At 68.8% G+C, this 19,946-nt stretch carries 14 protein-coding genes; 5 read left to right on the top strand and 9 right to left on the bottom strand.

What is annotated here, in order from left to right; all coding sequences use genetic code 11:
• Positions 1 to 106 precede the first annotated feature (106 nt).
• The 3 genes from ACLFA2_RS09715 (at position 107) to msrA (ending at position 4,227) form a co-directional block, all read left to right on the top strand.
• A complete protein-coding gene (locus ACLFA2_RS09715) occupies positions 107 to 3,046 on the top strand; it encodes an exo-alpha-sialidase (RefSeq protein WP_426621189.1) in 2,940 nt (979 codons plus the stop codon).
• Positions 3,047 to 3,187: 141 nt separating this feature from the next.
• Complete coding sequence (gene msrB / locus ACLFA2_RS09720) at positions 3,188 to 3,682, top strand: peptide-methionine (R)-S-oxide reductase MsrB (protein WP_322955588.1); 495 nt, start codon at positions 3,188 to 3,190, stop codon at positions 3,680 to 3,682.
• Entirely contained in the window at positions 3,679 to 4,227 is a 549-nt protein-coding gene (gene msrA, locus ACLFA2_RS09725; RefSeq protein ID WP_426621190.1) for a peptide-methionine (S)-S-oxide reductase MsrA, read from the top strand. The genes msrB and msrA overlap by 4 nt, the downstream gene beginning before the upstream one ends.
• 56 nt (positions 4,228 to 4,283) lie before the next feature.
• Here the strand turns inward: msrA and ACLFA2_RS09730 are convergent, their stop codons facing one another.
• From ACLFA2_RS09730 to ACLFA2_RS09740, 3 genes are all read right to left on the bottom strand, one after another.
• Positions 4,284 to 5,084, bottom strand: a complete 801-nt coding sequence (locus tag ACLFA2_RS09730) for an alpha/beta fold hydrolase (protein WP_096359657.1) — start codon at positions 5,082 to 5,084, stop codon at positions 4,284 to 4,286.
• Between the two features lie 46 nt (positions 5,085 to 5,130).
• The gene (locus ACLFA2_RS09735; RefSeq protein ID WP_347123970.1) at positions 5,131 to 6,447 is read right to left on the bottom strand and encodes an MFS transporter; all 1,317 of its coding nucleotides are present in this window, start codon (positions 6,445 to 6,447) and stop codon (positions 5,131 to 5,133) included.
• A gap of 78 nt (positions 6,448 to 6,525) precedes the next feature.
• Positions 6,526 to 8,547, bottom strand: coding sequence for a glycoside hydrolase family 3 N-terminal domain-containing protein (locus ACLFA2_RS09740; protein ID WP_347123968.1), 2,022 nt, complete (start codon positions 8,545 to 8,547; stop codon positions 6,526 to 6,528).
• 126 nt (positions 8,548 to 8,673) lie between these two features.
• Here ACLFA2_RS09740 and ACLFA2_RS09745 point away from each other — a divergent pair, with 126 nt between their 5' ends.
• Entirely contained in the window at positions 8,674 to 9,333 is a 660-nt protein-coding gene (locus tag ACLFA2_RS09745; RefSeq protein WP_051668199.1) for a TetR/AcrR family transcriptional regulator, read from the top strand.
• An 87-nt stretch (positions 9,334 to 9,420) separates the two neighbouring features.
• On the opposite strand, the gene ACLFA2_RS09750 is transcribed toward ACLFA2_RS09745, so the two are convergent.
• A complete protein-coding gene (locus ACLFA2_RS09750; RefSeq protein WP_426621191.1) occupies positions 9,421 to 10,872 on the bottom strand; it encodes a catalase in 1,452 nt (483 codons plus the stop codon).
• Positions 10,873 to 10,938: 66 nt separating this feature from the next.
• The gene (locus ACLFA2_RS09755) at positions 10,939 to 11,361 is read right to left on the bottom strand and encodes a Fur family transcriptional regulator (RefSeq protein WP_029260681.1); all 423 of its coding nucleotides are present in this window, start codon (positions 11,359 to 11,361) and stop codon (positions 10,939 to 10,941) included.
• A 192-nt stretch (positions 11,362 to 11,553) separates the two neighbouring features.
• On the opposite strand from ACLFA2_RS09755, the gene ACLFA2_RS09760 reads away from it, so the two are divergent.
• A complete protein-coding gene (locus ACLFA2_RS09760) occupies positions 11,554 to 15,069 on the top strand; it encodes a DUF7507 domain-containing protein (protein ID WP_426621192.1) in 3,516 nt (1,171 codons plus the stop codon).
• A gap of 80 nt (positions 15,070 to 15,149) precedes the next feature.
• Here the strand turns inward: ACLFA2_RS09760 and ACLFA2_RS09765 are convergent, their stop codons facing one another.
• The 4 genes from ACLFA2_RS09765 to ACLFA2_RS09780 are packed head-to-tail and all read right to left on the bottom strand — an operon-like array spanning position 15,150 to position 19,942.
• Positions 15,150 to 17,189 carry a hypothetical protein gene (locus ACLFA2_RS09765; RefSeq protein WP_051671232.1) on the bottom strand — a complete coding sequence of 680 codons (2,040 nt, stop codon included), beginning with the start codon at positions 17,187 to 17,189 and terminating at the stop codon, positions 15,150 to 15,152.
• A gap of 4 nt (positions 17,190 to 17,193) precedes the next feature.
• Positions 17,194 to 18,177, bottom strand: coding sequence for a glycoside hydrolase family 130 protein (locus ACLFA2_RS09770; RefSeq protein WP_029260678.1), 984 nt, complete (start codon positions 18,175 to 18,177; stop codon positions 17,194 to 17,196).
• Positions 18,178 to 18,206: 29 nt separating this feature from the next.
• Positions 18,207 to 19,049: a carbohydrate ABC transporter permease gene (locus tag ACLFA2_RS09775; protein ID WP_081859796.1), complete on the bottom strand. Its 843-nt coding sequence runs from the start codon at positions 19,047 to 19,049 to the stop codon at positions 18,207 to 18,209.
• Complete coding sequence (locus ACLFA2_RS09780) at positions 19,046 to 19,942, bottom strand: carbohydrate ABC transporter permease (protein ID WP_292766051.1); 897 nt, start codon at positions 19,940 to 19,942, stop codon at positions 19,046 to 19,048. Before ACLFA2_RS09780 ends, ACLFA2_RS09775 begins: the two co-directional genes overlap by 4 nt.
• Between the last annotated feature and the right edge of the window lie 4 nt (positions 19,943 to 19,946).

Consider the following 19,946-nt stretch of genomic DNA (forward strand, 5'->3'; position numbering starts at 1 on the left):
CGCAGGACGACGAGATCGGGCCTTGTCCGTGGGGAGACCCCTCGCTAGAGTGACTTGAAATCTGACATCAGACGTCATATTTCCGCACGAACAGAAAGGTCTGTCCATGCACGTTCCTCCCTCGCCCCCTTCCCGGAGCCGCCGCCTGCTGCGATGCGGCACGATCGGAGCGCTGGTCCTCGCGCTCAGCCTCCCCGCCGCCGCTGCCTCGGCGGCCCCGGCGCCCGGGTATCTGACCGATCCGAACGCCGACCCCGGCGACTACCTCGAACTGAACATCGGCGCCGACCGCACGGCTTCGAACTACTTCTACCGGATCCCCGCGCTCACCCACCTCGGCGACGGCGTGGTCCTCTCGGCGTGGGATGCCCGGCCGGGAAGCGCCGCTGACGCCCCCAACCCCAACTCGATCATCCAGCGCCGCTCGACGGACAACGGTCGTACCTGGGGTCCGCTGCAGATCATCGCCGCGGGGAAGACCGGGAGCGGCCAGTACGGCTACTCCGACCCGAGCTACGTCGTCGACCGGCAGAGCGGTCGGGTCTTCGCGTTCTTCGTGCGCTCCCAGGACCAGGGGTTCCAGGGGAGTGCCTACGGCGACGACGACGCGAACCGGCAGGTTCTGGGAGCGGCCGTGATCCATTCCGACGATGGCGGCGCGACCTGGAGTGCGCCGCGGCTCATCACCGACGTCGCCAAGACCTCCAACGGCACGACCAGCGGGGGCGTGTACACGCCCGTCGCGGGCGATGTGAAGGGCACGTTCGCCACTTCGGGCGAGGGGATCCAGCTGCGCTACGGCGCGCATGCCGGGCGGCTCATCCAGCAGTACGCTGGCACCGTGCGTCAGGCCGACGGATCCACCGCGATCCAGGCGTACTCGGTGTATTCCGACGACGGCGGCGACACCTGGCAGCGTGGCGAATACGTCGGCACCGGCATGGACGAGAACAAGGTCGTCGAGCTCTCCGACGGACGCGTCATGCTCAACTCGCGAGACAGCTCCGACGGGCGTCTTCGCAAGGTCGCGATCTCGACCGACGGCGGTCACAGCTATGGTCCGGTCACCCGCGACGCCGAGCTGCCCGACCCCACGAACAACGCCTCGATCACCCGCCTGCATCCGGACGCCGCCGCGGGCAGCGCCGACGCGAAGAAGCTGATCTTCACGAATGCCGCCAACGGGGCGAACAGCAACCGTGTGAACGGAGCGGTGCGCCTCTCCTGCGACGACGGCGAGACCTGGCCCGGTCTGCGCACGCTCGAGACGGGGACCTTCGCCTACTCCAGCGCGACGGCGATCGATGACGGCAGGGTGGGGGTGCTGTGGGAGGCGGGCTACACGAACACGATGCAGTTCTCCTCGTTCGACGACGCGTGGCTGAACGCGGCGTGTGCGCCACTGTCGGTGCCGAAGACCGCTCTGACCGCCGGAGTCGCCACCACGGTCCCGGTCACGATCACGAATCAGGAGGCGGCCGCGCTCAGCGGCGCCGTGACCTTCCACACCGCCGCCGGATGGACCGCGACCACCGCGCAGATCACCGGTCTCGCACCGGGAGCGAGCGCCACCGTGAATGTGCAGGTCACCGCCCCGCAGGGCGTCTCTGGTGAGCAGCGTCTCCAGGCCGCCTTCACCGCCGCCGACGGACGCCTCAGCCAGACCACCGCGACGCTCGCCCTGCCGCAGTCGTCGGTGCTCGGAGCGACGCTCACCGCGACGAACACCTCGGCCCTGCGAAACGTCGTGACGAATCCGTACACCGTGGGGGAGCAGCTGAGCTTCCAGGTGCGGGTCGTGAGCACGGCGGGCGGCAACACGATCGTGACCCCGGCGGCGAACACCTTCACCACCGGCTTCGCCCCCACCGCCTGCCGGTGGCTGAACCTGGCGGCCTACGACGCCTACAACTGCAGCACCCCACGGCGCACGCTCACACAGGCCGACATCGATCGTGGCTGGTACACGCCGGAGTTCGCGTTCACCGTGGCTCCCGTCGACGGCTCGGCACCCGCGGTCACCGTGACCCACGCGGCTGCCCCCGTGGTGCTGCGCGACGGCGTGCTCGCGGCCACGATCACGGGCGCGCGGGCGGATGCCGGGCGCGACCTGGCGGCGAACCCGTACGCGGTGGGCACGCAGGTGCCGTATACGTTCCGGGTCGACAACCGCAGCCCGATGGTGGTCACCGTCGTTCCCGCGACCGGTGACTTCTCGCCCTTCCTCCCGCCGGCGGCCGGCAACTGCCGCTACCGGGATCTCGCGGTCGGTGCGGGGTACGACTGCGGGTCGGCGCGCCACACCGTGACCCAGGCCGAAATCGACCGCGGCTTCTTCGTGGCCGACACCACCTGGACCGTCGAGGCGGCAGGGCAGACCACGAAGCGCGTGACGGTGGCGGGCGGCGAGATCGACGTGATCGCGCGCACCCCCGCGTTGTCCGGTGCGACGGTCGGAGACTGGGCCGACGAGAACGGGAACGGCGTGGCGGATGCCTCCGACACCGTGACCTGGACGCGCACCGTCGAGAACACGGGCAACGTCGTGCTCGATGCCGTGACCGCTGCCGGAGCGGATGTCGGCTCGCTCGTCCCCGGTGAGGCGGCACCCCTCGAGGCGATCGTCGTCCGGCTCACGACAGAAGACGTCGCGCGGGGCTCGATCGCCGCGGCATCCTTCGAGGTGACGGGGGTCAACGGAGTCCGCTCGGTGTCGGACTCCGTCGAGCCGGCGACGCTGTCCCTGCCCACCGCTGCGGGGTGGAGCGCGCAGACCGTCTATGCCGGCGGCGAGCTCGTGTCGCTCGACGGGCGGCTGTGGCAGGCGTCGTGGTGGACGCGTGACCAGCGCCCCGGCGACCCCGTGGGTCCGTGGCAGGAGTTCGCGACGGACATCGACGGGGCAGTCGTGTGGACGCCCACCCGCGTCTTCACCGCAGGAGACGTCGTCGTACATGCCGGCACGCGCTTCGAGGCGAAGTGGTGGACGCGCAACCAGCAGCCCGATGCCGCGGCGACCGGCGGCCCCTGGCAGAAGGTCCGCTGACCCCTCGTCGTCTTCTGTCCCGCCGACGAGCGGCCCGCAGAAACTCACAGCCCGTTCTCAGGGCCGCGGGACCAAAACGGGCCGCTCGTCGGTTCTCCTCTATGACGGCGCAGCCAGCGACGTCGGACAAGGAGTCAGATCATGTCGAACGACTACGGCACGACCCCCGAGGCCGTCAGCGGCCTCACCCCTCTGCAGTATCGGGTGACCCAGCAGGACGCGACCGAGCCGCCCTTCCGCAACGCGTACTGGGACAACCACGACGACGGCATCTACGTCGACGTCGTCTCGGGCGAGCCTCTGTTCTCGTCGACCGACAAGTTCGACAGCGGCACCGGATGGCCGAGCTTCACGAAGCCCATCGACGCGGATGCCGTGACCACGCGCACCGACCGCTCGCTGTGGATGAAGCGCACCGAGGCCCGCTCGGCCGTCGCCGACAGCCACCTCGGTCACGTGTTCGACGACGGCCCGCGCGCCGAGGGCGGCCTGCGCTACTGCATGAACTCGGCGGCTCTCCGCTTCATCCCGGCCGAAAGCCTGGAGGAAGAGGGGTACGGTCGCTACAGCGCCCTCTTCGCACGCCCCACCACCGACACCCCCGCACCTTCCGACACCACCGAGGAGCAGTCATGACCGACACCGGAACCATCACCCGCACGCCCGGGACCGAGACGGCCGTTCTCGCCGGCGGCTGTTTCTGGGGGATGGAAGACCTGATCCGCCGCCAGCCCGGTGTGCTCGACACCCGGGTCGGCTACACCGGCGGCTTGAACGAGCACGCGACCTACCGCAACCACCCCGGCCATGCCGAGGCCGTGGAGATCGTGTTCGACCCGACGAAGACGACCTACCGCGACATCCTGGCGTTCTTCTTCCAGATCCACGACCCGTCGACGCTGAACCGTCAGGGCAACGACATCGGTTCGAGCTACCGCTCGGCGATCTTCCCGCTCACCCCCGAGCAGGAGGCGATCGCGCGCGACACCATCGCCGATGTCGACGCTTCGGGCCTGTGGCCGGCGAAGGCCGTCACCACGATCGAGCCGGCAGGGCCGTTCTGGCAGGCCGAGGAAGAGCACCAGGACTACCTGATCAAGTACCCGAACGGCTACACGTGCCACTTCCCGCGTGCGGGTTGGGTGCTGCCGAAGCGCGACGAGGCCGCCGCCACCGTCTGACGCGGAACCCGAGAATGGCCCGGTCGCATCCGACCGGGCCATTCCTCGTGAGCGGTCTACGCCTCGGCGAGGAACGCCACGGCCGCGTCCTTGAAGTCGCGCGAGCCCGGGGCGTTGAAGTGGTTCCGGTTCGGGATCTCGAAGAACCGTCCGTCGGGGGCGGCTGCGGCCAGCGCCCGCGAACCCTCGATGATCGCGTCCTTCGAGCCGGTGGCGAAGAGGATCGGCCGCGTCGGCGCATCCGAGGGATCGGGGTCGATCATGCCCGACGCCCGCATGCCCTCCGCGAGCGCGACGAGTGCCTGCAGGTCGTTTCCCGGTACCCGTTCGGTCAGCGCGATGTAGTTCTGCGTGGTCCGATCGGCCACCGGGGTGCCGTCGGCGATGTACTTCCGGACCTGTTCGAGATCGAGTCGCGCCAGGGGGATGCCGTCCGGCACCCCTCCCAGCACTGCACGTCCGATGCGGTGCGGCAGCTCGCGAACGACCTCCCAGCCCACGCGTGCGCCGAGCGAGTAGCCGACGTAGAGGGCGTCGTCGACGAGGTACGTGTCCATCACGGTCTCGACATCGGTCACGAGTGTGCGGATCCGGTAACCGTCGGGGTCATGTGGCTTCTCGCTGAGGCCGTGGCCGCGCTGATCCAGTGCCAGCACGCGATAACCCGCGCGCGTCAGCTCGCGTACCCATCCGGTGAGCACCCAGTTGTCGCGCGCGCTCGACGCGAAGCCGTGCACGATCACCACGACGGGGGCGTCGAACTCGCCCCAGGTGTAGGTCGCCAGTCGTGTGCCGTCGGCGGCGTACACCTGCTGGGGTTCGGGCATGCTGGTCAGGTCGGAGAGAGGGACGGCCACCTCTCCATCTTGGCCCTGTTCCTGGACGGCGGCGTCAGGTGCGGGATCAGCGCGTCGACCTGATCGGCCACACCGCGAACGCGCCGAGCACCGACAGGACTATGCCCACGGGGAAGAGCCCGGCGAAGCCGAATGCGATCACGATCAGACCCGAGACTCCGGGGGCCAGCGTCTGGGGCAGGGTGGCCGCGATGTTCACGACCCCGAGGTCTTTCGCGAACGACTGCGCCGAGGGGAGCACCTCGCTCATCAGTGCGGTGTCGACGGCCTGGAACATGCCGAACCCGAGCCCGGCGATGAACGACATGATCATCCACGCCTCGATCGTCGGTGAGATCCACGGCAGCAGCAGTGCAAGACCGGTGACCACCGACGAGGCGAACACGAACGGCTTGCGTCGCCCGACCCTGTCGGAGAGTGGACCGGAGATGATCGTGGAGATCAGGATGCCGGCGAGGCTGAGGAGCCCGACCAGCGGGATGACCGTCTCGGGCTTCTCGATGTGCAGATAGTCGGTCATGATGTAGAGCTGATATCCGGTCACGGAGAAGTAGCCCGTGAACAGCAGCAGGCGGCCGAGGAACGCCCAGAAGAAGTCGGGGTGCTTGATCGGGCTGACCCAGAAGGTGCGCAGGAACGCGCTGAGGTCGAACGGCTCGGGCGTGATCCGTTCGCTCGAGTAGTCCGGGTTGAACACGACGAACAGTGTGATGACGACGAGGGCGAAGACCGCGAAGACCACGTAGCCCGCGGCGATGCTGTTGAAGAACAGGGAGCCGACGATCTGACCGCCGAGCGAGCCGACCATGAGGCCGATGCCGGAGAGGGCGGCGAAGGTTCCCCGGCGCTTGAGGGGCACGCGGTCGGGCATCACGGCGGAGAGCGGGCCCTGGGCGAAGTTGTACGCGATCTGCACCAGAGTCCACGCGATGGCGATGCCGACCAGGGAGTCCGCGAAGGCGAGGCCGACCAGGGCCAGGCCTCCGGCGAGGACGCCGACGATCATCCACGGTGCACGCCGGCCGAAGCGGGAACGCGTCCGGTCGGAGATCTGCCCGGCGATCGGCTGCGCGATCATCGCCGCGAACGCACCGATCGTCGCGATGATCGCGAGGTTGGCGACCTTGTTCTCCTCGCCGAGCGTGATCGTGACCTGCTGGGGGAGGAGGATGCCGGGGACCGCGCCCCAGATCAGGAAGATGCCGAGGTTGGCGGGGATGATCCAGCCGAGCAGGCGCCGGATCCCCTTGAGGGGCGGGGGCGGGTCGTCGTTGCCGGCGGCGGTGCGGATGAACGTCGTCTCCGTGATCGGGACGGTGCTCTCGGGGACGGTGCTCTCGGGGGTTGCGGGCGTTCCAGACATCGTCGTCGTGGTCCTCTCGGGTCGGGCAGAACGGGCGGGGCAGAACTGGCTGGACAGAACAGGTCGTGCAGAACAGAGTCAGGCGGGGAGCGCCACCAGGCGGGAGCGCAGCGTGTCGATCGTCTCGGCCGGCAGGGTGGCGCCGGCGAAGCCGAGGACGGTGTCGAGCGGCATGTTCTGCGCTGCGGCGAGCATGGGGTTGCCCGGCAGTTCGGGGACGAGCTCGGCGATGATCGCGAGCGCCTCGGCATCGGCGAGCACCTGGGCGACGGTCGCGCTGGTGAGGTCGAAGCGTCCGCCGGGTGCGGCGACATCCGCCATCTCGATCGTCGTGGACGCGGGGTCGGGTCGTGCGGCAGGCGACCAGTCGAGGTACCGGAGGCCGTGGCCGAACGCGAACGACGGGTCGACCGTGTCCGACGGCACGTCGGGGCGGCTCGCCGCCACGGCTTCCATCGACGACGGCACCTCGAAGGGCAGCGACCCCTGGGGCTCCACCGCGCCGAACAGCACATTCACGAGCGCGGTGTCGGATGCGCCGTAGTTCGCGATGATCGTCGAGGCGACGTCGAGAAGCGGGGCGAGGATCGCCGGACGATCGAGGTAGACGTCGAGCACGAGCGGCACGCGGGCGGCCAGATCGCGCAGGTGCGCGAGTTCGTCGTCGTGGAACTCGAGGGATCCGGCGCGGAAGAACGATTCGATGTCGGCCCCGTTGCCGCGCGGCTCCCACGGGGCGTCGGTGCGCACGATCGCGACGTCAGCGCGGTCGGGGTCGGTGACCACATCGGCCCAGCCGGCGAGCTCGACGGGGTCGAGGCCTTCGACGTAGACGGTCGGGCGCCCCTGCAGCGGCAGATGCGCCGCCCCGCCGCCGTTCGTGAGCAACGTGAGTGAACGTGCCTGGGCCTCGAGTCCGGCGGCGCGGGCGTCTTCCCGACCGACGATCGCATCCGCAGCTTCGACATCGACGAACCGTGCGTCGTCGAACAGCCCGAGACGGAACTTCTCACGCAGCAGCCGGCGCACCGAGGTGTCGAGCCGGGACTCGGGCACCGAGCCCGCCCGCACGAGCCCGATCAGAGCCTTCGGGTTGAACTCACCGCCGAACTGGTCCACACCGGCATCGAGCGATTTCATCATCCGCTCGTCGTAGGTGAGCGACTCCACACCCCAGAAGGTGCGGGACAGGATGCCCCAGTCGGTGCACACGATCCCGTCGAAGCCCAGCTCGTCACGCAGCAGGCCTTGGATGATCTGTTTGTTGAACCCGAAGCCGACCTCTTCGTACTCGGTGCCGATCGGCATGCCGTAGTAGGGCATGATCTGCGAGACGCCGGCGGCCAGCAGGTCGCGGAACGGTTGCAGGTGCAGGTCGAATCGTCCGCCCGGGTACACCTGCTCGCGGCCGTATGAGAAGTGCGGATCCTCGCCGTCGAGCTGGGGGCCGCCCCCGGGGAAGTGCTTGGCCATGGCCGAGACCGATTCGGCTCCGAGCTCGTCGCCCTGCAACCCGAGCGTGTAGGCGACGCCGAGACGCCCGGTCACCTCCGCGCTCTGGCCGAACGTGCCGGAGGCCCGCGCCCAGCGCGGCTCGGTGGCGAGGTCGATCTGCGGGTGCAGGGCGGTGCGGATGCCGACGGCCAGGTACTCGCGACGCACGACCTCGGCGAAGCGGCGGGTGAGCTCGGGGTCGTCGATGGCGCCGAAACCGAGGAACTCCGGCCACTGCGAGAAGGGGCCGGCGATGAGCGCGGCGGCCGGGTTGTTCGAGAACGAATGGCGCGGATCGCTCGACAGAGAGAACGGGATGCCGAGGCCGCGTCGCCGGGCCTCCTCCTGCAGGGCGTTGTGCCATGCGGCGATCTCCCGCGCCGACGGGGCCTGCAGGATGTTCACGTGCGTGATGCCACGGTCGATGATGGTGCGCATCGACGGAGAGCCGAACAGGCCGGGGGCGTCGAGGTCGTCGCCGAGGGTCGCCATCGGCTGGAACATCTGTCCCGCCTTGTCCTCGAGCGTCATTCGGGTGAGCAGGTCCTCGACACGCTGATCCACGGTCAGGGTGCGGTCCTGGTACGGGTGCGCGATCGCGCTCACGGGAACTCCTTCGTTCGGGTACGGCGGGTCTTTCGGGTACGGCGGGCGGTGCGGGTGCGGCGGGTGGTTCGGTTAAATATCTACACTTGTGTCGGTTTTGTCAAGAGCGGTGCTACGGTTTCCCCCATGGCTGATGCGACGACGCTGCGAGGGCGCGGATACGCGAACGGCCGAGCGCGCCGCGAGGAGATCATCCGCGTGGCCTCGGACCACTTCGCCGAACGCGGCTTCCTCTCGGCGACGATCCTCGAGATCGCCGCGGTGTGCGGCATCTCACGCGCGGGACTGCTGCACCACTTCGCCGACAAGGAAGCCCTGCTCGAAGCCGTGCTCGAAGCCCGCGACATCGAGGATCGCGACCGCTTCCGTCCCTACGCCCGCGGCTACGGCGGTATGGGCGTGCTGCGCGGAATGGTCGACCTCGCCGACCACAACCGTCTCGTGCCGGGTCTGATCGAGCTTTTCGTGCGGTTGTCGTCCGAGGCGTCGGCTGCCGATCACCCGGCGCACGAGTACTTCCGGCGCCGTTACGAGAGGATCCGTTCGAGCACCGGACAGGCGATCGCGCTCGCCATCGCGTCCGGTCAGCTGCGACCCGACATCGATCCGCACGACGCGGCTTTGCGCCTGACCGCGACCATGGACGGTCTGCAGACCCAGTGGCTGTTCGACCGGTCGATCGACATGGCCGGCGCCATCCGCGCGATGCTGCGGGCGTGGATGACCCCGGCGGGCGAGGTGGCGTTCGAGGCGATCGTCCCCGAACCGGAGCCGGTCGGCGCCTGACGCGCCCGGCAGTGCCGGGGACGACGAAACGGCCTCCCGGAGACCGAAGTCTCCGGGAGGCCGTTTCCGTTCCGGTGATCGCGAGGATCAGACGCGGTCGCGCAGCGCGGCGCCGAGTGCGGCGTCGACGTTCGTCCAGTACTGGAAGAAGCGCTCGCGGATGGCGTCGACGGTGATCGAACGCCCCTGGCCGGTGAGCGTCTCCAGGAAACGTGCCCGCTGCTCGGCGTCGAACACCTCGCGGTAGAGCGTGCCGGGCTGCCCGAAGTCGTCGTCCTCGGGGTGCAGGGTCGCGGCGGAGCGCTGGATCTCGCCGTCGGCCTCCCAGTTCACCTCGATGCCCTTCGACGGGTCGGCCTCCGGGCCTCCTGCTGCTCCATAGGAGTTCGGCTGGTAGGTGCGGTGCGCGGTGTCGTTGAACTGGTAGCGCATCGAGCCCTCGTGCTGGTAGTTGCGCGTCTCGCTCGCGTGCGGCTGGTTCACCGGCAGCTGGTTGTAGTTCGGGCCGATGCGGTGGCGCTGCGCGTCCGGGTAGGCGAAGATGCGCCCCATCAGCATCTTGTCCGGGGAGATGCCGGTGCCCGGCACCTGGTTCCCCGGCGAGAAGGCGGCCTGCTCGATCTGTGCGAAGAAGTTCTCCGGGTTGCGGTTCAGGGTCAGCGTGCCGACCTTGATGCGCGGGTAGTCCTTCTTCGAGATGGTCTTGGTGAGGTCGAACGGGTTGAACCGGTACGCCTTGGCCTCGTCGTAGGGCATGATCTGCACGTACAGGTCCCACTTCGGGAACTCACCGTCGGCGATCGACCGGAAGAGGTCGCGCCGGTAGTGGTCGGCGTCCGACCCGGCGAGCTGCTCGGCCTCTTCGTTGCTCATCGCCTCGACGCCCTGCTGCGAGATGAAGTGGTACTTCACCCAGAAGACCTCGCCTGCGGCGTTGACCCACGAGTAGGTGTGCGAGCCGTAGCCGTTCATGTGCCGCCAGCTGAGGGGCAGGCCGCGGTCTCCCATCAGATACGTGACCTGGTGGGCGCTCTCCGGCGACAGCGTCCAGAAGTCCCACTGCATGTCGGGATCGCGCAGACCCGAGTCGCCGAGGCGCTTCTGCGAGTGGATGAAGTCCGGGAACTTGATCGCGTCGCGAAGGAAGAACGTCGGGGTGTTGTTGCCGACGATGTCGAGGTTGCCCTCGTCGGAGTACATGCGGAGCGAGAACCCGCGCACGTCACGCCAGGTGTCGGGCGAGCCCTGCTCCCCGGCGACGGAGGAGAAGCGGATGAGGGTCTCGCTGGCCGCACCCGGCTGGAAGACGGCCGCGCGCGTGTAGGCCGACACGTCTTCGGTGACGACGAACTCGCCGAACGCGCCGCCGCCCTTCGCGTGCGGGTTGCGCTCCGGCACCCGCTCGCGGTTGAAGGCCGCGATCTTCTCGACCAGGTAGTGATCGTGCAGGACGGTGGGGCCGTCGGCGCCGACCGTGAGCGAATGCGTGTCGCTCGCGATCGGGGCTCCGGCCTGCGTGGTGGTGGCAGGTTTCGTCATGGTGTTCTCCTTCTCCGCGCAGGCGCAACGATTACCCCCATCCGGGGACGGGCGATCGGCGGACTGCTATTGCGCGGCGTTCTGGCAACTGGGGCAGAGGCCCCAGAAGGTGACTTCGGCTGTCTGGACGGTGAATCCCCCCGTCGAGGACGGGGTGAGACACGGCGCTTCGCCGACGACGCAGTCCACATCGCCGATGGCACCGCAGGAGGTGCAGACGACGTGGTGGTGGTTGTCGTTGATGCGCCGCTCGTAGAGCGCCGCGGAGCCTGCCGGTTCGATCCGGCGGATGAGGCCCGCCGTCGTCAGGTCCGCGAGGATGTTGTGCACCGACTGGATCGACGTGGTCGGCAGCACCTCAGACACGGCACGGTAGAGCCGCTCCGCGTCTGAATGGGCCATGGAGTCGAGAGCCTCGAGAACGGCGACGCGGCCCGCGGTCGCGCGCAACCCGGCAACGCGAAGCGCCGAGTCGAGTTCTGTCTCCATCCATCGAGCATACCTCTTCATTTGAATAACTCAAAAGAAAGTATTCCGGCATGCCGCGGAGGGATCGAGGTGGGTCGAGGTGATTTCACCGAGGTCGCAGCATAAAAAAAGGGGTTGGACCCAGGGGATTCGTCGGCTACTGTGAGCAAAGTCTCAGCTTCCGGTGACGCTGAGAAAACGGAGGGCGACCCCATGCGGAATCCAGCCACTCATCATGGTCGTACGAGCCGTGACCGTCGCAAGCCCTCCAGGGCCGTCGCCGCACTGCTGACGCTCGTGCTCACCGCGCTGATCGTGCCCGCGTCGCCCGCCACGGCGGCTCCGGGCGATGCCGCCCAGCTGTATCTCGGACCCTCCACGGAAGCGGCCACGGTCGGATCCGACAAAGACCTCGTCGCGCCGACGGAGTGTCCGTCGAACTCGGTGCTCACCGGCGTGCAGACGGAGAACCGCACGGCCGACTCTCCGTCCAACGCCAACTCGATCCTCGTGCGTTTCAGCATCCAGTGCTCCACGATCACCGTGAGCAACGCCGGGACCGTCACGGGAACCGTGAACCCCGCGTGGATCACCGGTCCCGTCTACAACGAGAGCCGTGGCAACGTGCAGACCGGCGTGTGCCCCGCCAACACCTTCGTGCACCGCATCACCGGGACCACCTTCGTCGGCGACGGCACGAACCGCTGGCCCTCATCGGTGCAGATCACCTGCCGGCCGATGACCTTCAGCGCGGCGGGCGAGCTGCGGATCGATCTCGCCGCCACGCCCACCGTCCTCACCATCGGTGAGAACTTCAACACGACCGGCGGCTTGGATACCCCGACGCCACGTTGCGGGCCTGCGGCCACCACCGGGACCAGCGACATCCTCGTGCGCGGCTACCGTGCGCAGGGAGGCGGCGAGGGCATCGACGGCTTCACGCCCTCCTGCGCCACCATCCCCGACGACTACGGCGATGCCCCGGCCGGCTACGGGGCCGTGTCCCACGAGCTGAATGCCGCCACCTACCTCGGGTGGTCAGCCGACACCGAGGCGGCGATGCAGTACAGCGCGAACGCGACCGGAGACAATCAGGTCGGCGGCACCGCGCCGAACCAGTTCATCGACGACGAGAACGGCGTCGCGACGTTCGGGCCGATCACCGCAGGGATCACCAGCAGCTACTCGGTGTCGGTGCTGGCGTCGAACAAGGTGCCGGGTCAGCCGGCGACACTGGTCGGCTGGGTCGACTTCAACCGCAACGGCGTCTTCGACGCGAACGAGGGGGCATCCGCGGTGGTCCCGGCGGGAACGCCCGACGGATCCTCGGTCACGCTCACCTGGCCGGGAATCATCGCACAGACCGTCGCGGGACCGACCTTCGCGCGGTTCCGGATCTCCAGCGGCACCGCCCTGACCACCTCCATGCCCACGGGCGCGGGAGGGGTGGGCGAGGTGGAGGACTATGCCCTCACCATCGCCGCGGCGAACCCGGGGATCTCGCTGTTCAAGTCCGCATCGCCGTCGGGGCCCGATGACTTCACAGTAGGACAGGTCATCGACTACTCCTTCGTGGTCACCAACACCGGTGACGTGCCCCTCGCCGACATCAGCGTCGACGAGACCGCCTTCACCGGCTCGGGGAGCATGACCACCCCGGTGTGTCCGACGACACCTCTGGCTCCCGGGGCGCAGGCGACCTGCACCGCAAGCTACACCCTCACCCAGGCCGACATCGACAGCGGGACCCTCACCAACACGGCCACCGCGACGGGTGTCCCGCCGGGCATCCTCGTGCCTCCCGTCTCCCCGCCCTCCACCGTCAACGTGCCGTCGACGGCGACATCCGCGATCACCCTCGTGAAGAGCGCCGACACCTCCGAGATCACGGCAGCGGGTCAGGCGGTCGGCTACTCCTTCGTGGTCACCAACACCGGCAACGTGACCCTCACGAACGTCACGGTCGATGAGACGGCGTTCTCCGGAACCGGTGCCTCTCCGGCGATCACGTGCCCCGCAGGTGCCGGGTCGATGATCCCGGGTGCACAGATCACGTGCACCGCGTCGTACACGACGACCGCTGCGGACTACACCGCCGATTCCCTCGACAACACCGCCACCGCGACGGGAACCCCGCCCTCGGGCACTCCGCCCGTGTCGGCGCCGTCCACGGTCGAGGTCCCCGTCGTCTCGGCGCCGGCGCTGACCGTGTCCAAGACCGCCGACCGCACGCGGATCACGGCAGCGGGCGAGACGATCAACTACTCGTTCCTGGTGACGAACACCGGAAACGTCACACTCACGGGTGTGACGGTGACGGAGACGGCATTCACCGGAACGGGGACACCCCCCGTGGTCACGTGCCCCGCGGGCGCGGCATCGCTCGCCGCGAGCGCGACCGTCACCTGCACGGCTTCGTATGTCGTGACCCAGGCCGACATCGATGCCGGGGGTGTCACGAACACCGCGACCGGTACGGGCACGCCGCCGACCGGAGAGCCTCCGGTGTCGCCCCCGTCGACCGTCGTCGTCCCGCCGGACCCGGTGCCCGGGATCACGGTCGTGAAATCGGCGAGCCCGAACACGCCGGACGCCTACCAGGTGGGCCAGGAGATCACCTATTCCTTCGTGGTCACGAACACCGGCAACGTCACCCTCGCGAACGTGACGGTGAATGAGGAGAGCTTCTCCGGGACCGGCACACTGTCGCCCGTCGTGTGCCCGGCCGGCGCGGCGTCGCTCGCCCCGAGCGTGCAGATCGTCTGCACCGCCACGTATGTGCTGACCCAAGCCGATGTGAACGCGGGCCGGGTGACGAACAGCGCCACCGCGACCGGAACGCCCCCGGGGACGCTCGTCCCGCCGGTCTCGCCGCCCTCGGAGACCGAGGTTCCCATCGATCCCGCCCCGGGCATCAGCATCGTGAAGTCGGCCACGCCGGCGACCATGACGGCGGTGGGGCAGACCATCGCATACTCCTTCGTGGTCACGAACACCGGAAACGTCACGCTCGAAGACGTGACGGTCGATGAGACCGCCTTCTCCGGGTCGGGATCGCTGTCCGCCATCGAATGCCCTGTGGGTGCCGCGAGCATGTTGCCGGGCCAGATCATCACCTGCACCGCGCAGTACCAGACGACGCAGGCCGACGTGGACTCGGGCCTGCTCGCGAACACGGCCGTCGCGACCGGAACTCCGCCCTCGGGGCAGCCTCCGGTCTCGCCGCCGTCGACGGTCGAGGTCCCCTTCGACGGGCCCAACGCGCTGACCCTCGAGAAGCGCGCGAATCCGGTCGATGTGAACGGCAACGGCGTCATCGATCCCGGTGACCGCATCGAGTGGACGATCCTCGTGACCAATACCGGTGCACAGACCATCGACGACATCGTCGTGACCGACCCCACCGCGGGGCCGGTCACGTGTCCGTCGACGAGTCTGGGCTCCGGGGTGCAGATGACCTGCACGGTGCCGCCGCACACCGTCACCGCCGCCGACGTCGAGAGGGGTCAGGTGCGGAACGTGGCCACCGCCACAGGCGTCCCGCCCGGGGGAGGGACGATCGTTCCGCCTCCGTCTGAGACGACCACGCGAGTGTTCCCGCCGCCGCCGCCCACACTGGCGGTGACCGGTGGAGTGCTTTCGGCCGGTCTGCTGCTGGGGGGACTGATGCTCTTCGCTGGAGGGATGCTCCTCCCCGCCATCCGCCGTCGTCGACAGCCGCAGGAGTAGCGCAACCGACAGTGCCCCGACGAGCTCTTATGCTCGTCGGGGCACTGTCATGGTCGGCGTAGATCGGCCGAGCGTGCGCGTCAGCTGCGCGTCACGGTGAAGCCGGTACCCCGCACCCGCACCTTCCCGCTCTGCGCCGCGTCGCCGCGCGGCGAGCCGTCTGCGTCGTAGGCGCGCCCGGTGCCCGGCGCGAGCGGTGGGACCCGCTGATCCTGGCGCGTGCCGTTGGCGTAGAGCACGGCAGAGCCCGAGCGCGTCGAATACACCGCGCTCGCGATCCGCGGCTGGATCAGCAGGGCATCGAGGCGCACATCGCCGCGACTCGTGCAGCGCACCGTCACCGCCGCCTCCGGCAGATCGCCACCGAGGAGCTCAGGCACGAGCATCCCGTCGGCCTCGGTGAGGCCGCGGTCTCCGGTCGAACCGGCCGCGGTGCGGGTCTTCCACAGTCGGCGGCGTCCGCGGAGGACCTCCCACTCGGCCTCGCCCGCATCTGCCGCCTGTCGCCACACGACACCGTGCAGGATGCCGCCGGACTCGGTGACGTCGAACTCGACCCACTCACCGCGGGGGATGCGCACGTATGCGCCGCCGGACAGATTCCCCTCGCCCGTCCATGCCCCGCCGTCCGGTCGCTCGACCACACATCCGGGGGAGAGTCGCGCGGTCTCGGCCTCGATGACGCGCAGACCGGTGTTCGCCGTGAGGCCGGTGATCGAGGTTGCCAGGTCGGCCACGTCGCGGTTCGCGTCGAGCAGCTGCATCGTCAACAGGCCATGGATCGTCGACTCTGCGCCCGAGTTGCGGTTCACCCGTCCGTCGGTCTCGACCCCATCGAACGTGACCCCGGTCGTTGCGTCGTATACCGGGATGCCGGCCGTGTTCGCGCCGAAGAACCATCCTGCGGCGAGTCCGGCGAGTACGCGGAGGCCTTCCCCTCCGACCGTGGATGCCTGGAGTGCGCCGGCCACGCGGCCGTGCGCGCCGTACGCGATCTGCGCCTCGGCGGGAAGCGGCGCCCACGCGTTGTGGGGCCCGCCCGAAGCCAGCACCTGCGGCGTGAAGCGTCCGGCGTCCGAGAGCGCCGCGGCCGACCAGTCCCGACGCCGTAGCAGCGCTCCGGCTCTGGCCAGTGCCTCCGGCGCCGCCGCACCCCATGCGTGCCAGAACCCGAGCGAACCCGTCCACGGCAGCACGGCGCCGAACGGCCAGCCCCGCGCGGGGTCGGTCGACATCGCGGCCACGCCCTCGCCGTACGACTGCAGAGCTGTCCTGCTGCGGGAGTCCCCGGCCTCGGTGGCGGCAGCGAGACCGAGCATGGCCTCGGCCGTCGCATCCGCTCCTCCGGCGATCAGCCAGGCGGGGAGCCTCTGCCCATCGCTTCTCACCCACTGGCCGGCGCGGGAGAGCGACTCGAGACCCAGCGCATCGAGGCACAGGTGCAGCCTTGCGAGGAGGAACGCCGCGAACTCCGGGTCATCGCGACGGAAGGCCGCATAGCCCTCGCCGAAGGCCCAGACCGAGCGGGCGAGCCAGTACGACTCCGCCGAGTCCGAGGGGTCGGGCAGCTCGACAGGGACGGCGCTGGGGGTCAGGGTGCCGTCCTCCTGCTGCCACAGCACCACGCGTCCGGCATTCGGCCCGGAAGTCGTCTGCAGGAAGGCGAGCGAACGAAGCACGTCTCTGGCCTCGTCGCGGCTCTGCGCGTCGCCCGTGGCCTTCCACTCGCGGACGAACACGACGGCGGCGCGGGCGATGTCGTCGGCGTTGTACGCGCCCTGCGACCAGTATCCGGTCAGCGCATCGCGGGTGCCGCCGCCCACGGGTCGATAGCCGCCGGAACCGTCGGTGTCGGCGTAGGTCCAGGGCGCACGGACCGCTGGTTTCGTCTCGATCCCGAACGTCGTGTGGGTCGCGCTCGCGACGACGGGAACATCGGCGAGGAGGAATCGCAGGTGGGCGAGGTTCGTCAGCCGTGGCCGGCGCGCGGTCTCGAGCGGCGGCGGCGTCGCCGTGCCGGTCGCAGTGTTCGTCGTGCCCATGGCGGCGTCGACGGGGAGGAGGGCGAGCGCGGAGGCTGCTGCCGTGAACGTCAGGAACGTGCGTCGGGAGGCGTCCACGTCATCACGCCTCTCCGCCGTCGCGCAGTGCGCGACCCCACGGCTCGGCCGGATCGTGGATCGCGACCGCCAGCGTCGTGTCGGACTGCCCGTAGTACGCGAACCACTTCCCGTGGAACTTCACGAGCCCCTCCACGAAGGTCACGTTAGAGACGAGTCCGTGCATGTCCTCGAAGGTCTGCGGGCGCAGCCACGGCTCCTGCAGGCGGGCGATGACCTTCGTCGGCTCGTCCGGGTCGATCGCGATCTGCCCGCAGCGGTAGTCGACGTCGACGGTGCCGTCGTCGTGCACGGTGCGGGTGGCGCCGTTCGTGAGGAACAGGAGCAATCCGTTGTCGGTGACCACAGGGGAGGCGCCGATCTCGACGAGCGCCTCGTCCCAGGTGCCGGGGGTCGGAGAGTACATCGGCTCGGTGTCGGGCGTGCCCGGCCTCCAGTGGATGAGGTCGTCGCTGGTCGCCCAGTAGATCGCGCCCTCGCCGAAGTACATCCACCATTTCCCGTGCATCCGCTGCGGAACGATGACCCCGGCCTTCGACCAGTTGAACCCGCGCGGGTCCATGGTCTTGAACGTGTCGAAGTCGTCGAACAGCGGACCGTGCTTGGTCCAGGTGCGCAGGTCGGTCGAGGTCGCCAGGCACAGCTGCGCGCTGCGGCGGTCCCAGCCCGTATAGGTGAGGTAGTAGGTGCCGTCGATCAGCGCGATGCGCGGGTCTTCGCATCCGTAGGTCTCGTAGTCCTCGGAGGGGGAGAGGATCGGCGCGTCCTCGCGGGTGAAGGTCACCCCGTCCCGGGAGCGGGCGATGCCGATGTGGGAGATGATGTCGTCGGCGTGCGCCCGGTAGAGCAGCACGACCTCATCGCCGTCGACGATGGCCGCCGGGTTGTAGAGGTTGGCCGACTCCCAGCTGTCGCCGCGCGGACGCAGGATGGGGTTGCCTTCAAAGGGCGTGAACGGACCGAGGGGGAAGGAGGCTCCGGAGAACATGGGGGCCCTTTCTGACTGGGGGATGGGGGCTAGCCTTTGACGGCCGCGCCGAGGTCGGTGGCCTTGAAGAAGCGCTGGAAGACGACGAACAGGATGACGACGGGGAACGCGAGCGCCGTGGCGCCGGCGAGGATCGCGCCGTTCGGGTTGGCCGTGGACTGCGCCACGTTGGAGATGTAGTTCGCGAGTGAGACGGCCAGAGGCTGCAGACTCGCATCCTTCGTGATGAGGAAGGGCCAGAGGAATTCGTTCCAGGGGCCGATGAAGGTGACCAGCACGACCGTCACCAGCACGGGGCGGATGAGCGGGATCGCGACGGATGTCAGCAGGCGGATCTCGCCCGCACCGTCGATCCGCGCCGCTTCGAAGATCTCCACCGGCAGCGCCTTGAAGAACTGTACGAAGATGAACACTGCCGTGGTGTTGATCAGGAACGGCAGGATCATGCCCATGTACGAGTCGCCGAGGCCGTAGTTGCGGGTGATCTGCACGTAGAGGGGGATCATCAGCAGCTGGAACGGCACCATCTGCACGAGCAGCATCAGCACCCAGATCACGCCTCGGCCGCGGAAGTCGAGGCGGGCGATCGCGTAGCCGGCGAGCAGCCCGAACACGACGGTTCCCAGCAGCACGCCCGCCGTGAAGATCAGCGAGTTCAGCAGCGAGCCGACCAGGTCGATGCGCGAGTCGATCGCGACGAAGTTGTCGACAGTCCACCCGCTCGTCGGGAACAGTTCGCTCGGGGAGTTCGTCGGACTCTCCTGGAACGCCCCCACGATCATGAAGTAGAAGGGGAAGGCGAATCCGATGGCCGCGATCGTGAGCAGGATGATGCTCAGGATGCGGGGCAGTGAACGCTTCTTTCGCATCATCGCTCCCTGGTCGCGCGGTTGGCCGCCAGCGAGAGCATGCCGACGAGGATCACGAGGATCATGCCGATGGCCGCTGCGGTGTCGGGGTTCTGCTGCTGGATGCCCAGTTGGTAGATCAGCAGGACCGGGGTGGTCGAGGCGCCGTCAGGGCCGCCGCCGTTGGTGAGCAGGTACGGCTCGGTGAAGAGGTTCGCGCCGGTGATGATCGACAGGATCAGCACGAGGGTCGTGGCGCTTCGCACGCCGGGGATCGTGACGTGTCGGAAGCGCGAGAGCACTCCGGCACCGTCGGTCTCGGCCGACTCGTACAGCTCCTTCGGCACGTTCTGCAGCGCGGCCAGATACAGCAGGATGTAGAACCCGAGCTGCTTCCAGGTCACGTAGAACGCGATCATCGGCATCGCGAGTCCGCTGTTCACGAGCCACGACGGATCGGGGGCGAGCGGGCCGAGGATCGTGTTGATCAGCCCGTTGCCCGAGAACAGCAGCATCCACACGCCCACGAGCGAGACGCTCGCGGTCAGATACGGCACATAGAACGCGACCCGGTACGCCGCGACCCACCGGATGCCGGTGTTCAGGGCCGCCGCGAGCACGAGGGAGAGCACGGCCGTGAGGGGCACGTTGATGACCAGGAAGATCAGGGTGTTGCGGAAGGACCCGAGCACCCGCGGGTCGGTGAGCACCGTGACGAAGTTGTCGAAGCCCACGAACGGGCGATCGACCTCGGTGCCCGGAGCCGTGAAGAAGTAGTCGTGGAAGGCGATGTAGACCGCGAACGCAAGGGGATACGCGAAGATCGCGATCACGAACACGAAGTACGGGAGCGCGAACAGCCCGCCGATCGGTTGCGCACCCAGCCAGCGGGTGCGGGGCCGCCTCTCATCGGTCACGGTG

Origin of the sequence: Microbacterium sp. As-52 (assembly GCF_049949185.1) — a bacterium.
Lineage (GTDB): Bacteria > Actinomycetota > Actinomycetes > Actinomycetales > Microbacteriaceae > Microbacterium > Microbacterium maritypicum_A.